This is a genomic window from Xanthobacter tagetidis (assembly GCF_003667445.1).
GTDB lineage: Bacteria > Pseudomonadota > Alphaproteobacteria > Rhizobiales > Xanthobacteraceae > Xanthobacter > Xanthobacter tagetidis.
The window spans coordinates 1-12,430 of record NZ_RCTF01000020.1 but is presented as its reverse complement, the minus strand read 5'-3'; the positions used below and the strand labels follow the sequence as shown (position 1 = coordinate 12,430).

The following is a 12,430-nucleotide window of genomic DNA, read 5'->3' as shown; positions in this document are numbered from 1 at the left end:
CAAAGTGAGCAGGAAGCCCCGTATGCAGAGCGGCAGGTTCGGGTCGAGGTCGGACGTGGCGGGCACGTTCTTCAACCTGTTCGACGCCAACCCCGACGCCATCAAGACGCTGCCGGACCAGCTCGCCGAGCGCCTCGTCGAGCTGATCATCAACGGCACGTTCCTGCCCGGGGAGCGCCTGCACGAGGTGATGCTTTCCGAACGCTTCGAGGTGAGCCGGGGGCCGGTGCGCGAGGCGCTGCGCCTGCTCGAACGCGAAGGCCTCGTCACCATGGCCTCGCGCCGGGGCGCCTCGGTCACCAGGCTCACCGAGAAGCACCTGAACGACATCTTCCCGGTCCGCGCCGCGCTCATGAGCGTATGCGCCGAGGAGCTGGCGCTGCGCCATTCGGACACCGTGCAGGACCTGCTGGACGAGGCGACGGAGAAGCTGTTCGAAGCGTCGCGGAACGGCAACGTCTCCGAGTACATCGTGCTCGTCTACCAGGCGAGCATGTACATCGCCGAAGCCTCGGGCAACGAGATCGCGCGGCGCATCCTGTTCTCCCTCGGCCGCCAGACCCTGCCGCTCAGCCGCATGGTGTTCGAGAACCCCGGCCATCGGCAGGACTGGAGCAACAATTGGTGCGGCATCGTCGACGGTATCCGCGCCGGCGATCCCACGGCGGCGCGCATCGCCGTGTTCCAGCTCATCGGCGACATCAAGGCCGCGGCGCTCGATGCCCTGCGCCGCAGGGATGCAGCCGCCCACCAGTCCGCGAAATCTGTCACGGCATCCCGCGAGGACGGGGCCGGAACGGAGGAGAAGCCGCGTTCGCGGCGCGTCCGGTCCCGGCCGGGCGCGCCCTCGACGGGGCCATGACCAAAAGGCAAAGCCTTGGGAGGAACGACGCCAATGAGGACAATTCGCTATTTCGCCGCCGCGTGCGCACTCGCCGCCGCGGCGTGGGGCCTGCCGCAGGCCGCGGGCGCCGAGGACCTGGTGGTCGGCGTGTTCCTGCCTACCACGGGGCCGCTCGCCCCGCTCGGCAACGACATGAAGCGCGGCTTCGAGCTTGCGGCCAAGGGCGCGACGGTTAAGGGCCAGCCGGTCAAGATCATCATCGAGGACACCGCCGCCAACCCGGCGAACGGGGTCCGCAAGGCCCAGAAGCTGGTCCTGGAGGACAAGGCGAAGATCCTGATCGGCGGCGCCAGCAGCGCCGTGACGCTCGCGGTCAACGCCCAGGCGGCGCGCCTCAACGTGCCGATCATCACCACCAACGCCCAGGCGGTGGCGGTGACGGGCGAGCAGTGCAGCCGCTTCCTGTTCCGCACGGTGCCGAACGATGCCATGTCGGCGAAGGCCATCAGCATCATGATGCAGAAGCGGCCGGATCTGCTCGCGAAGAACTGGTTCATCGTCTACCACGACTTCGCCTACGGCCATTCCAACAAGGCGGAATTCTCCAAGATCCCCGGCATCAAGATCGCCGGCGATGCGGGACGTCCGGTCGGCACCGCCGACTGGTCGAGCGCCATCTCGCAGATCCAGGCGAGCAAGGCGGACGCGATCTATCTCGCGCTGGCGGTGGGCGACGACCTCACCGCGTTCGTGAACCAGGCGCGCGCCTTCGGCCTCAACTTCGTGATGATGGCCCCGGTGGGCATCCCCGATTCCATGCTCCAGGCGCTCGGCAAGAACGGCGTGGGCATGGTGGCGGGCGGCCTCACCGCCTCCTGGATGCAGGAGGCGACCAACCCGAAGATCCGCGACTTCGTGAAGGCGTATCACGCGGCCAACGGGGTGGTGCCGGGCTATCAGGCGATCCAGGCCTATGCCGGCTTCCAGTTCATGCTGGCCGCGCTTGAGGCGTCGAGCGACTTCGCGCCCGACACCATCATCAAGGCGCTGGAGGCCACGAAGGCCGACACCATCGTCGGGCCGATCCAGATCCGCAAGGGCGACCACCAGGCCATGGTGGGCGCCTACATGGCGGAGGCGGTGGCCCTGCCGCAGGAGATGTTCGGCGCCAAGGTGGGCTGGAAGCTCCTCGACCCGATCACCTGGGACCAGATGAAGGTCGAGCTGGCCGACACCGGCTGCAAGGGCCTCTGACACCCGTGTCGGCTCGCTCCGGATCAGGGGCGAGCCGCACCCGACGCGCCCGGGCCCCCGCTCCGGGCGCGTCGACCAATCGAACCCTCCCGGAGATTTCCCGATGCTTGGCAAGGCCGGCTCGATCATCATGATCGTCATCTGCCAGGTCTGCGGGATGACGCTCTGGTTCTCCGCCACCGCGGCCGCCGGCGCGCTCGTCGCCGCCGGCAGCCTTTCCGGCCAGCAGGCGGGCCTGCTGACCGGCGCGGTTCAGCTCGGCTTCGTCGCCGGCACGCTCGCGAGCGCCCTCACCGGCCTTGCCGACCGGCTCGACCCGCGCCGCCTGTTCGCGGCAGCGACCCTGGTCGGCGCCGCCGCCAATCTCTGCCTGCTCGCCGCCGGCTTCGACAGCGCCCTCACCGTGGCGCTGCGCTTCGTCACGGGGGCGGCGCTGGCCGGCGTCTACCCGGTGGGAATGAAGATGGCCGCCGCCTGGGCCGAGCGCGCGGTGGGCCTGATGATCGGCACCCTCGTGGGCGCCCTCACGCTCGGCTCCTCCCTGCCCTATCTGTTCAACGCCGTCGCCGGCATCGACTGGCGCGTCACCATCGCCGTTTCCACGGCCTGCGCGCTGGTGGCGGCCGCCGGCATCCTCGCCATCTCGCTCGGCCCCAAGCACATGCAGGCGAGCCGCTTCCGCTTCGCCGAAGCCTTCGGAGCGCTCCGGCAGAGACCGGTTCTGCTCGCCAATGCCGGCTATCTCGGCCACATGTGGGAACTCTACGCCATGTGGGCGTGGATCGGCGCCTTCCTCGCCTGGGCGCTGCCGCAGACCGGTTTTCGGGGCAACTCCGGCATCGTCACCTTCCTGGTGATCGCCTCGGGCGCGGTCGGCAGCGTCGCCGCCGGGCTGCTCGCCGACCGGTTCGGCCGCACCGTCGTCACCATGGGGGCCATGGCGGCGAGCGGCACCTGTGCCGCGATCATCGGCCTGCTGCCGCCGCTCGGGGCCGGCGCGCTGATCCTGGTCGCGCTCGTCTGGGGCCTTACGGTGGTGGCGGATTCCGCGCAGTTCTCCGCCTGCATCGCCGAGCTTGCCGCCCCGCATCTGGTGGGCACCATGCTGACCATCCAGACCTCCATGGGCTTTTTGCTCACCTTCCTGACCATCCAGGCGATGCCGCTCGTCATCGCCGCTCTCGGCTGGGAGCACGCTTTCGCCGTGCTCGCCATCGGCCCCGCGCTCGGCGTCCTCGCCATGTGGCGCCTGCGCCACCAGCCGGCGGCCGCGCGCATCGCCGGCGGCCGCCGCTAACCGATCACCACGAAAGGACAGTCCCATGAGCTGGGAAACGCTGATCTACGACAAGCCCGAGGCCGGCATCGGCCGCGTCACGTTCAACCGTCCGACGCGCGCCAACGCCATGAACCAGCACATGCTGCGCGAGCTGGAAGAGATCTGCGCGGAGATCAGCGCCGACGACGCGGTGCGCAGCGTGGTGGTGACCGGGGCGGGCGCGGCGTTCTCCGCCGGCTTCGACCTCAAGGACCAGGCGGAAGCCCAGCCCGCCGGCGTCGCCGAATGGACGCCGCTGCTGGAGGCCGACTTCAAGGGCATCATGTCGTTCTGGAACCTCGCGAAGCCGTCGGTCGCGGCGGTCAACGGCCCGGCGCTGGCGGGCGGCTTCGAGCTGATGATGGCGTGCGACCTCGCCATCGCCGTGGAAGGCGCCACCTTCGGCGAGCCGGAGCTGAAGTTCGGCGCCGGCATCGTCGCCATGATCCTGCCCTGGTACGTGACGCCCAAGGTCGCGCGCGGCGTGATCTATACCGGCGAGGACGCGATCCCCGCCCGGCAGGCGCTGGAATGGGGGCTCATCAACCAGGTGGTCGCGCCCGACAGGCTCATGGACGAGGCGCTGGCGCTCGCGGGCAAGCTCGCCCGCATGGACCCGATGGTGATGAAGCGCACCAAGATGGCGATCAACCGCACCTACGAACTGATGGGCATGCAGGCGGCCCTGCGCCAGGCGCTGGAGATCGACCTCCTGATCGAGGCCGAGGGCACCGACCTCAAGCGCGGCTTCATGAAGGTGGTGCGCGAGCAGGGCCTCGGCAAGGCGCTGGCCTGGCGCGAAGCACGCCTTTCGCAGCCGGCCTGAGCCACGACCGGAGGCGCGCCATGAGCGAGACCCTGCCCGCTTTGTTCACGCCGCTCGCCTTGCGCGGCGTGACCGCCCGCAACCGCACCATGCTGTCGGCGATGAACCAGCATGTGGCCAAGGACGGCTTCGCCGACGACGGGCTGCTGGTCCATCTCGGCAAGTTCGCCCTCGGCGGGTTCGGCATCGTCACGACCGAGGCGACCGCCATCACGCCCGAAGGCCGGATCGCCCCCGGCGACCTCGGCATCTGGTCCGACGACCATATCGACGGCCTCAGGCGCGTGACCGGGTTCCTGCGGAGCGCGGGGGCTCTGGCGGCGATCCAGCTCGGCCATTCCGGGCGCAAGGGTTCGTCGCGCCGGCCCTGGGACGGCGGGCCGCTCACCGACGCGGACGCCCGCAACGGCGAGCCGCCCTGGGCGGTGGTGAGCCCGACCGCCGAGGCGCTCGGGCCGGGCCACGCCGTGCCGCGGGCGCTCGGGCCGGACGGCATCGCGGCGGTGCTCGAAGCCTATGCCACCGCCGCCGCCCGGGCGGACGCGGCCGGCTTCGACCTCGTCGAGATTCATGGCGGGCACGGCTATCTCATCGCCAGCTTCCTTTCGCCCGTCATCAACACCCGCAACGACGCCTATGGCGGCGACCTTGCCGGCCGCATGCGCTTCGCCTTGGAGGTGGCGCAGGCGGTGCGCGGGCGGTGGCCGGCGCACAAGCCGTTGATGTTCCGCATCTCCAGCGTCGACGGCCACCCGCAGGGCTGGCAGATCGAGGATTCGGTGATCCTGGCGCGCGAGCTGAAGGCGCGCGGCGTCGACGTGATCGACTGCTCGTCCGGCGGCCTCAGGGAATCCACCGCCATCGAGAACACCAACCGGCAGCTGGGCTACCAGGTGCCCTATGCGCGGGCGATCCGCCAGGGCGCCGGCATCGCCACCGCCGCCGTGGGGCTGATCCTCGACGCGCACCAGGCGGAGGCGGTCCTCGGCGCCGGCGATGCCGATCTCGTCGCCCTCGCCCGCCAGGCGCTCTACGATCCCTACTGGCCGCGCCACGCGGCCCAGGCGCTCGGCCTCGATCCCGCCTTCGAGAGCTGGCCGACCAATGCGGGGTGGTGGCTCGCCAAGCGCGCCACGGGCCTCGCGCGCATCGGCTACGGACCGACCGGAGCGCCGGTCACGGGCGGCTGAGCCGGCGCGGCGGGCGGCGGGGCGAGACCTGCGCCGGTCGACCCGCGGCGCGAACGCGCTTGCATCCATGGCGCGGTTCGGATCATAGGGTGCCCCGGGCGGCGAGGCGCGCACCGGCCGCGCCGCAATTCCGGGAGGCCCCGCAATGGATCGTGCCCGGTTGTGGGGCGTGGCGTTCCTGCTCATCACGGCGATCGGCTGGGCCCTGAACTGGCCGACGATCAAGTTCCTGCTGCAGGTCTGGCCGGCCTTCTTCGCGCGCGGGGTCGCCGGCGTCGGAGCCGCCCTTCTGCTCGGCCTGCTGGCGCTCAGCCGGGGCGAGAGCCTGCATGTCCCGAGAAGCATCTGGCCGCAACTCGGGCTGACGGCGTTCACCAGCGTGTTCGCCTGGATGGGCTTCGCGACCGTGAGCCTGAACCTCATCAGCGTCGCGGAGGCCGCCCTGCTGGTCTACTCGATGCCGATCTGGGCCATGCTGCTGGCGTGGCCCCTGCGCGGAGAACGGCCGGGCCTGCGGGCGCTCGTCGCGCTGGCCCTGGCGATCGCCGGCGTCGTCCTGCTCCTGAGCGGACAGCACAGCCTGGCGGGCAGGGACCAGATGCTCGGCGTCGGCCTCGCGCTGGCGGCGGCTGTGCTGTTCGCGTGGGGCACGGTGGCGAACCCCAAGCCGCTGCCGCTGGCGCCGCTGGCGCAGACCGCATGGGTGGTGGGGGTCGGCTGCGCGCCCATGATCGTGCTCGGCCTCGTGTTCGAGCATCCGCAGCTCGACGCCTTGACCGGCGTTGCGGCCGCGAGCCTTGCCTATATGACGCTGGTGCCCATGGGCCTGTGCTATCTGACCTGGTTCGGGGCGCTGCGGCGGCTGCCGACCGGCATCGCGACCATCACCATGCTGCTGGTCCCTCTGCTCGGAACTCTCTCCGCGGCCGCCATTCTCGGCGACCCGTTCGGCCTGCGCGAGGGCGGCGCCTTGGCGCTGACTTTGACCGGCGTCGCCTTGGCGCTCAAAGGCCTCTCCGCGCCTGCGAAATCGCGCACGCCCGGCGCGCACCCGACGGAACCGGAGTGACCCGATCCGCCGCCGCGCGCCCGTCGAAGCGCCGAAGAGGGCGCCTTCAGGCCGACGCCATCGTCAGATGCCGGAGCGCGCGGCCCAGGCTGCGCTCGATCTCGGCCTTGCGGATCCCCGACGCGATAAACACCAGGAATGACGGGCCGGCCTCCGCGCCCGAGAGGTGGGTCGGCGGGTGCATCACGTGCTGCACGCCGTGAATGGCCAGCGGCTGGTCCGAGGATGTGGTGCGCAACAGCCCCTTCACCCTCAGGATCCGGTCGCCGTGGGCATGCAGCAGCGCCGAGAGCCAGACGGTGAAGGCCGGCCAGTCCACCCGGCCGTCCAGCGGCAGGGTGAACGAGGCGACGTCGGCCTCGTGCTCGGGCGCGTCCGCCAGGAAGGGCGAGGGCGGGGCGGCGAAGCTTTCCGTGCCGCCAAGGACATCGCGCGGACGGAAGTTCTCGTCCTGCGAATCGAGGATGCGGGCGTCGGGCGAGACCGCCCGGATCGCGGCCTCAAGGGCGGCGCGGGGCTGGGCGGCGCGCAGGTCCCCTTTGGTGAGCACCACCGTGTCGGCGATGGCAACCTGCCGCCGCGCCTCGGGCCGGCGCTCCAGGTTGCCGATGCCCGCCACGGCGTCCACCACCGCGACCACGGAGGCGAGGCGCACATGGGCCTTCAGCCAGGGGTCGCGCGCAAGGGTCGCGATCACCGGCGCCGGATCGGCGAGGCCCGACGTCTCCAGGATGGCCCGACTGAAGCCGCCTTTGGTCTTGGCCATGCGCACGAGGTCGTGCAGCGCCTTGGCGACGTCGGCGCGGCGGGCGCAGCACAGGCAGCCGCCGTCGATCAGCTCCACCGCCTCGCTGGCGTGAACCAGCAGCCTGTGATCGACGCCGGCCTCGCCGAACTCGTTGACGACGATGCCGGAATCGGCCCCTTCCGGGGTCTCCACGAAGCGGCGGATGAGGGTGGTCTTGCCGCTGCCGAGAAAGCCGGTGACGACGATCAGGGGCAGGCGCTCATCCATCGGTCCGCTCCATCTCGCAAGACGGCGCGAAGAAGGCGTCCGCAAGCGGGTCGACGCGGGCGCCGGACAATCCCTCCGCCACCGGCCACACGTCGGCGAGCGTCGGCGCGATGCGGGTGCGCCCGCGCGCGTCCGTGAGGGCAAGCGCCTCCCCATCCCAGTCCTCGCACAGGAGGCCGAGAGGGACGAGCAGGGCATTGAGCATGGCGATGCGCCGCTTGCGCTCTGCCCGATAGTGCAGGATGTCGGCGAACGGAAACCGCGTGTCGCGCTGGCGCGCGAAGTCGCTCCAATGCTCGCCGGCGCCGAAGATCGCGCATACCTCGCACATGGCGGACGTCCTCTCTCGGCTCAGCCTAAACTGTCCGGCACGCCGCCGAGCGGCAATTCCATGTCCGAAAGCATGCTCTGGGTGAGGCACTCGGACACGCGCTTGCGGGCGAGCCCGGCATGCGAACTGCCGAGCGCATCGGCCCGGTCGCCGTCGCGGGCGCGGATCGCCTCCACCATCTCGCGGTGCTCGCGCAGGATGTTGCCCACATGCAGCCCGTAGGACTCTTCGGTCGGGAAGCAGTCATAGGTCATGGCGAGGCGGGAGATGCGCAGATTGGTGGTCAGCAATTGCAGGTAGAAGCGCTCGATCACCGTGTTGCGGCAGCAGGCGGCGATCGCCGCGTGGAACCGCCAGTTGATCTCCAGCATGGCCTCGCTGTCGCGCTTCTGCGCCGCGGTCTCGAAGCCGCGGCATTCGGACTCGATCTGGGCGATCTGCCCCTCGGTCCGGCGCAGCGCGGCCCAGCGGGTGACGAGGCGCTGGGAGAGGTCGAAGGCTTCCAGGTGCTCTCGGATGTCGTTCCAGCCCATGGGGGCGACCCGGGCACCCCGGTTCGGCAGGATCTGCACCAGCCCCTCGCCGGCGAGGCGCACCACCGCCTCCCTCAGCGGCGTGCGCGATAGGCCGAGGCGGGCGACCAGCGCCGCCTCGTCGAGGTCGCTGCCCGGCGCGAGCGCGAGCGAGACGATCTCGCCGCGGATCACCTGATAGGCGAATTCGCTCGATCCGCCCTTGGAAATCCCGCCTTTCGGGCCAGCCACTTTCCGCCCCGTGCCGGCTTCGGCGCCAGCACTGCGTCTTCTTTGTGCGCTGCGTTCAGACATGAGGTGTTGCACGATCCGATTTAGTTTGCATAAACTATGCATAATTACCGTAGTTTGTCCAGCATAAAATAAGCACTCTCAACGCTTTGGAGGGAATAACGTGCTTTGGCAGGCGACCACTAACGGGCTGCTGCTGGGTGGATTGTACGGCATTGCGACCATCGGCTTCTCCATGGTCTGGGGGGTGATGGGGGTGATCAATCTCGCCCACACCGGCTTCATCATGCTGGGCGCCTACACCACTTACGGGCTCTATCACTGGGTCGGCCTCGATCCCATCGCCTCCATCCCGATCTCGATGGCGGCGATGTTCGCGCTGGGCTACGTGCTTCAGGTCCTGATCCTGAACCAGATCATCCGCACCAGCCTGCTTCTGTCCCTGGTGGTCACCTTCGGCATCGAGCTGGTGATGGTGGACGCCGTCTCCAACGCCTTCACCTCGGACGTGCGATCGGTGAATGCGTCGTACGCCGCCAGCTCGATCGAGCTGTTCGGCGTCCTCATCCCGGTGGTGCGGCTGGTGGCGGCGGGCTTCTCGATCGCGCTCGGCATCGCCTTCTACGCCTTCCTTCGCTTCACCCGTGCCGGACAGATGATCCTCGCCACGGCCCTCGACCGGGAGGTGGCCGCGCTCATGGGCATCAATCCCGAGCGCATCTACGCGCTCACGGCCGGCGCCGGAGCGGCGCTCGCCGGTGCCACCGGCTCGCTGGCCTCCATGCTGTTTCCGATCATGCCCGGCATGGGCCTCACCTTCCTCAGCGCGGTGTTCGTCATCACCGTTCTCGGCGGGATCGGGTCGGTGGAGGGCTGCATCGTCGCCGGTTTCATCTACGGCTTGGTCCAGGCCTGGTCAGGCTACTATCTCGGCGCCAACTACCAGGAGATCGTCGGCTTCGCGCTGTTCCTCCTGGTGCTGGTGCTGCGCCCGCAGGGCCTGTTCGGTCGCGCCTTCTTCGGGGAGCACGCATGAGCCCGGCTCCGCGCATCCGGCGCCGCGCGCTGGTCCTCTGGGCGCTCGCCATCGTGGGCGTCGCCCTGCTCGCCGCCGCGCCGCTGGTGCTGAACAATTATTGGCTCCGCGTGCTGACGACGGTGTTTATGTACGCCATCGTCACCCAGGGCCTGAACGTGATCGTCGGCCTCGCCGGCTACCACGCCTTCGGCAATGCGGTGTTCTTCGGCTTCGGGGCCTATGGCTGCGGTGTCGCCATGACGCTCGGCCTGCCGTTCCCGCTGGCGCTGGTCGCGGCGGTGGCGGTCTCCGCCGCGGTCGCGGGCGTGATCGGCTGGCCCATTTTGCGCCTGCGGGGCCACTACTTCGCCATCGCCACGGTCGCGCTCAACCTCGCCGCGATCCAGCTGGTGATCCAGGTGGGAGGCATCACCGGAGGCGCGCAGGGCCTGCCGCTGCCACTCTCCGATCTGCCGCCCGGCCCGCTCTACCGCGCCATCTACCTTGTCATGCTGGCCGGAATGGTGGTCTCGACGCTGCTGGTCGCCTTCATCCTCACCCGCCCGTTCGGCTATGCGCTCAGGGCGATCCGCGACGGCGAGCGCGCCGCGGGTGTCATGGGCATCGACACCACCGCCAGCAAGGTCGCCGCCTGGGCCATCTCCGCCGGCATCACCGGATTTGCCGGCGGCGTATGGGCCTATTGGATCACCTTCATCGAGCCGGCCAGCGCCTTCGATCCCGCCATCGGCGTGAAGGCCTACATGATGCTGATCCTCGGCGGCATGGGAACGGTGGTCGGGCCGGTGCTCGGCGCCTTCGTGCTGGAATTCCTGTCGACCCTGGTGTGGGGCGGCTTCGTCACCGCGCATCAGATCGTCTTCGGCGTGCTGATCGTCGCCATCTGCCTGGTCGCCCCCAACGGCATGCTGGTGGCCGGCCGCACCCTGATCCAGCGCTGGAGGTCGCGCCATGGCGCTGCTTGAGGCAAGCGACCTGGAAATCCGCTTCGGCGGCGTGAAGGCGCTCGCCGGCGTCTCGTTCCACGTGGAGGCGGGCGAGATCTTCGGCGTGATCGGCCCGAACGGCGCCGGCAAGACCACGCTCCTCAACGCCATCTCCGCCGTCTATCGGCTGGACGGTGGCTCCATCCGCTTCGACGGTGCGGACGTGACCGGTCTCAGGCCGCATCGCCTCTCCCGCCTCGGCATCGCCCGCACGTTCCAGATCGTACAGCCGTTCAAGGCCATGAACGTGCGCGAGAACGTGGCGATCGGCGCGATGTTCGGCCACGCCCGCCTGCGCACCCGCGCCGAGTGGCTGGCCGCGGCCGACGCGGCGCTGGAGCGCACCGGCCTCGCGCCGAAGGCGGAGCTGATGCCGCCCCAGCTGACGCTGGCCGACCGCAAGCGGCTGGAGGTGGCGCGCGCCCTCGCCATGGGTCCGCGCATCATCCTGTTCGACGAGGTGATGGCGGGCCTCAACCATACCGAGATCGAGCGCATGATCGACCTCGTCAAAAGCTTGAAGCAAGCGGGACTGACAGTCGTCATCATCGAGCACGTGATGAAGGCTGTGCTGGCCTTGTGCGACCGCATCATGGTGCTGAATTTCGGCGCCAAGCTCGCCGAGGGCGCGCCGGGCGAGGTGGTGTCCGACGCCAAGGTGGTGGAGGCCTATCTCGGTCAGCGCTTCGCGAAGGCGCACGCCTCCGCTCAGCCGGCCGCGGGAGGCGCCGCATGAGCGCCGCGACCAGCCTTCTGGCGGTGAACGGCCTCGCCGTCGCCTATGGCGACAGCCGGGTATTGTGGGACGTGAGCTTCGACATGGCACAGGGCGAGATCGTCGCCCTCGTGGGTGCCAACGGCGCCGGCAAGACCACGCTTCTGCGGGCGCTCACCGGCCTCGTGGCGGCGCGCGGCGGCACCATGCGCTTCGCCGGCACGGACCTGAAGCCCCTGAAGCCCTACGAGCGCGCCCGGCGCGGCATCGCCATGGTTCCCGAGGGCCGGCGCCTGTTCGCCGGCCTCACGGTGCGCCAGAACCTCAAGCTCGGCGCGACCGCGCGGGCGACCCGCGAGGGCGAGGACGACGATCTGGCGCTGGTGTTCCAGCTGTTTCCGGAATTGGTGCGGCTGGAGGACCGGCTGGCCGGCCTCCTGTCCGGCGGCGAGCAGCAGATGTGCGCCATCGGCCGGGCGCTGATGGCGCGCCCCAGCCTCCTGCTGATCGACGAGATGTCGCTCGGCCTCGCCCCGGTGATCGTCGAGCGCATCGCCGAGGCGGTGCGGCAGGTGAACCGCGAGCGGGGCATCACCATCCTGCTGGTGGAGCAGGACGTGGGCCTCGCGCTGGAGATCGCCACCCGCGGCTACGTGCTGGACACCGGGCGGATCACCATCGACGGCCCGGCCGATGAACTCCTGAGGCGCGAGGATATCCGCGCCGCCTATCTTGGCCTCAACTGACGTGCGGAGAGCGTGACGTGTCCCGACCCTATGACCTCGTGATCGAAAACGGCACGATCCACACGCCGACGTCGTCGTACCGGGCGGACATCGCGGTGCTGGAGGGCAGGATCGCGGCCATTGGCGGGCCGTTCGAGGCGGCGGCGGAGCGCATCGACGCCGCCGGACGGGACGTGCTGCCGGGCATCTGGCACGTCCACTGCCACTTCCGCGAGCCGGGGCACACCTACAAGGAAGACTTCCAGACCGGCTCGGCGGCGGCGGCGGTCGGCGGCGTGACCATGTGCATCGACATGACCAACAACACGCCCCACCCCACCACGCTCGACGATT

General features: G+C 69.9%; 13 protein-coding genes and 1 pseudogene. 11 read left to right on the top strand and 3 right to left on the bottom strand.

Translation table 11 applies throughout. The features are described 5' to 3' along the window. The first annotated feature begins 22 nt into the window (after positions 1–22). The 6 genes from D9R14_RS19120 to D9R14_RS19095 all read left to right on the top strand — a co-directional run bounded on the left by D9R14_RS19120 (position 23) and on the right by D9R14_RS19095 (position 6,501). On the top strand, positions 23–862 hold the full coding sequence (locus D9R14_RS19120; RefSeq protein WP_121624955.1) for a GntR family transcriptional regulator: 840 nt from the start codon (positions 23–25) through the stop codon (positions 860–862). A gap of 33 nt (positions 863–895) precedes the next feature. Next, complete coding sequence (locus D9R14_RS19115; protein ID WP_121624954.1) at positions 896–2,098, top strand: ABC transporter substrate-binding protein; 1,203 nt, start codon at positions 896–898, stop codon at positions 2,096–2,098. Between the two features lie 103 nt (positions 2,099–2,201). After that, on the top strand, positions 2,202–3,395 hold the full coding sequence (locus D9R14_RS19110; RefSeq protein ID WP_121624953.1) for an MFS transporter: 1,194 nt from the start codon (positions 2,202–2,204) through the stop codon (positions 3,393–3,395). A 25-nt stretch (positions 3,396–3,420) separates the two neighbouring features. Further along, the gene (locus tag D9R14_RS19105) at positions 3,421–4,242 is read left to right on the top strand and encodes an enoyl-CoA hydratase/isomerase family protein (protein ID WP_121624952.1); all 822 of its coding nucleotides are present in this window, start codon (positions 3,421–3,423) and stop codon (positions 4,240–4,242) included. Positions 4,243–4,262: 20 nt separating this feature from the next. Then, positions 4,263–5,432, top strand: a complete 1,170-nt coding sequence (locus D9R14_RS19100; RefSeq protein ID WP_121624951.1) for an NADH:flavin oxidoreductase/NADH oxidase — start codon at positions 4,263–4,265, stop codon at positions 5,430–5,432. A 145-nt stretch (positions 5,433–5,577) separates the two neighbouring features. Continuing rightward, entirely contained in the window at positions 5,578–6,501 is a 924-nt protein-coding gene (locus D9R14_RS19095; RefSeq protein ID WP_121624950.1) for a DMT family transporter, read from the top strand. A gap of 46 nt (positions 6,502–6,547) precedes the next feature. Here the strand turns inward: D9R14_RS19095 and D9R14_RS19090 are convergent, their stop codons facing one another. The 3 genes from D9R14_RS19090 to D9R14_RS19080 are packed head-to-tail and all read right to left on the bottom strand — an operon-like array spanning position 6,548 to position 8,611. After that, the gene (locus D9R14_RS19090; protein WP_170168684.1) at positions 6,548–7,516 is read right to left on the bottom strand and encodes a CobW family GTP-binding protein; all 969 of its coding nucleotides are present in this window, start codon (positions 7,514–7,516) and stop codon (positions 6,548–6,550) included. Beyond that, positions 7,509–7,847, bottom strand: coding sequence for a hypothetical protein (locus D9R14_RS19085; protein ID WP_121624948.1), 339 nt, complete (start codon positions 7,845–7,847; stop codon positions 7,509–7,511). Before D9R14_RS19085 ends, D9R14_RS19090 begins: the two co-directional genes overlap by 8 nt. 20 nt (positions 7,848–7,867) lie before the next feature. After that, on the bottom strand, positions 7,868–8,611 hold the full coding sequence (locus D9R14_RS19080) for a GntR family transcriptional regulator (RefSeq protein ID WP_170168683.1): 744 nt from the start codon (positions 8,609–8,611) through the stop codon (positions 7,868–7,870). Positions 8,612–8,774: 163 nt separating this feature from the next. Between D9R14_RS19080 and D9R14_RS19075 the strand changes: the two genes are divergently transcribed. The 5 genes and pseudogenes from D9R14_RS19075 to D9R14_RS19055 all read left to right on the top strand — a co-directional run. Next, positions 8,775–9,647 carry a branched-chain amino acid ABC transporter permease gene (locus D9R14_RS19075; RefSeq protein WP_121624946.1) on the top strand — a complete coding sequence of 291 codons (873 nt, stop codon included), beginning with the start codon at positions 8,775–8,777 and terminating at the stop codon, positions 9,645–9,647. Next, positions 9,644–10,615 carry a branched-chain amino acid ABC transporter permease gene (locus tag D9R14_RS19070; RefSeq protein WP_121624945.1) on the top strand — a complete coding sequence of 324 codons (972 nt, stop codon included), beginning with the start codon at positions 9,644–9,646 and terminating at the stop codon, positions 10,613–10,615. The genes D9R14_RS19075 and D9R14_RS19070 overlap by 4 nt, the downstream gene beginning before the upstream one ends. Next, positions 10,602–11,372 carry an ABC transporter ATP-binding protein gene (locus D9R14_RS19065; RefSeq protein ID WP_121624944.1) on the top strand — a complete coding sequence of 257 codons (771 nt, stop codon included), beginning with the start codon at positions 10,602–10,604 and terminating at the stop codon, positions 11,370–11,372. Before D9R14_RS19070 ends, D9R14_RS19065 begins: the two co-directional genes overlap by 14 nt. Then, entirely contained in the window at positions 11,369–12,097 is a 729-nt protein-coding gene (locus D9R14_RS19060) for an ABC transporter ATP-binding protein (protein ID WP_121624943.1), read from the top strand. The genes D9R14_RS19065 and D9R14_RS19060 overlap by 4 nt, the downstream gene beginning before the upstream one ends. A 17-nt stretch (positions 12,098–12,114) precedes the next feature. Continuing rightward, positions 12,115–12,430: pseudogene (locus tag D9R14_RS19055) on the top strand (dihydroorotase); the annotation flags it as partial.

Bases quoted from the DNA above. Each gene is read 5' to 3' on its own strand.
- D9R14_RS19120 (WP_121624955.1), top strand. From the start codon at position 23: ATGCAGAGCGGCAGGTTCGGGTCGAGGTCGGACGTGGCGGGCACGTTC.
- D9R14_RS19115 (WP_121624954.1), top strand. From the start codon at position 896: ATGAGGACAATTCGCTATTTCGCCGCCGCGTGCGCACTCGCCGCCGCG.
- D9R14_RS19110 (WP_121624953.1), top strand. From the start codon at position 2,202: ATGCTTGGCAAGGCCGGCTCGATCATCATGATCGTCATCTGCCAGGTC.
- D9R14_RS19105 (WP_121624952.1), top strand. From the start codon at position 3,421: ATGAGCTGGGAAACGCTGATCTACGACAAGCCCGAGGCCGGCATCGGC.
- D9R14_RS19100 (WP_121624951.1), top strand. From the start codon at position 4,263: ATGAGCGAGACCCTGCCCGCTTTGTTCACGCCGCTCGCCTTGCGCGGC.
- D9R14_RS19095 (WP_121624950.1), top strand. From the start codon at position 5,578: ATGGATCGTGCCCGGTTGTGGGGCGTGGCGTTCCTGCTCATCACGGCG.
- D9R14_RS19090 (WP_170168684.1), bottom strand. From the start codon at position 7,516: ATGGATGAGCGCCTGCCCCTGATCGTCGTCACCGGCTTTCTCGGCAGC.
- D9R14_RS19085 (WP_121624948.1), bottom strand. From the start codon at position 7,847: ATGTGCGAGGTATGCGCGATCTTCGGCGCCGGCGAGCATTGGAGCGAC.
- D9R14_RS19070 (WP_121624945.1), top strand. From the start codon at position 9,644: ATGAGCCCGGCTCCGCGCATCCGGCGCCGCGCGCTGGTCCTCTGGGCG.
- D9R14_RS19065 (WP_121624944.1), top strand. From the start codon at position 10,602: ATGGCGCTGCTTGAGGCAAGCGACCTGGAAATCCGCTTCGGCGGCGTG.
- D9R14_RS19060 (WP_121624943.1), top strand. From the start codon at position 11,369: ATGAGCGCCGCGACCAGCCTTCTGGCGGTGAACGGCCTCGCCGTCGCC.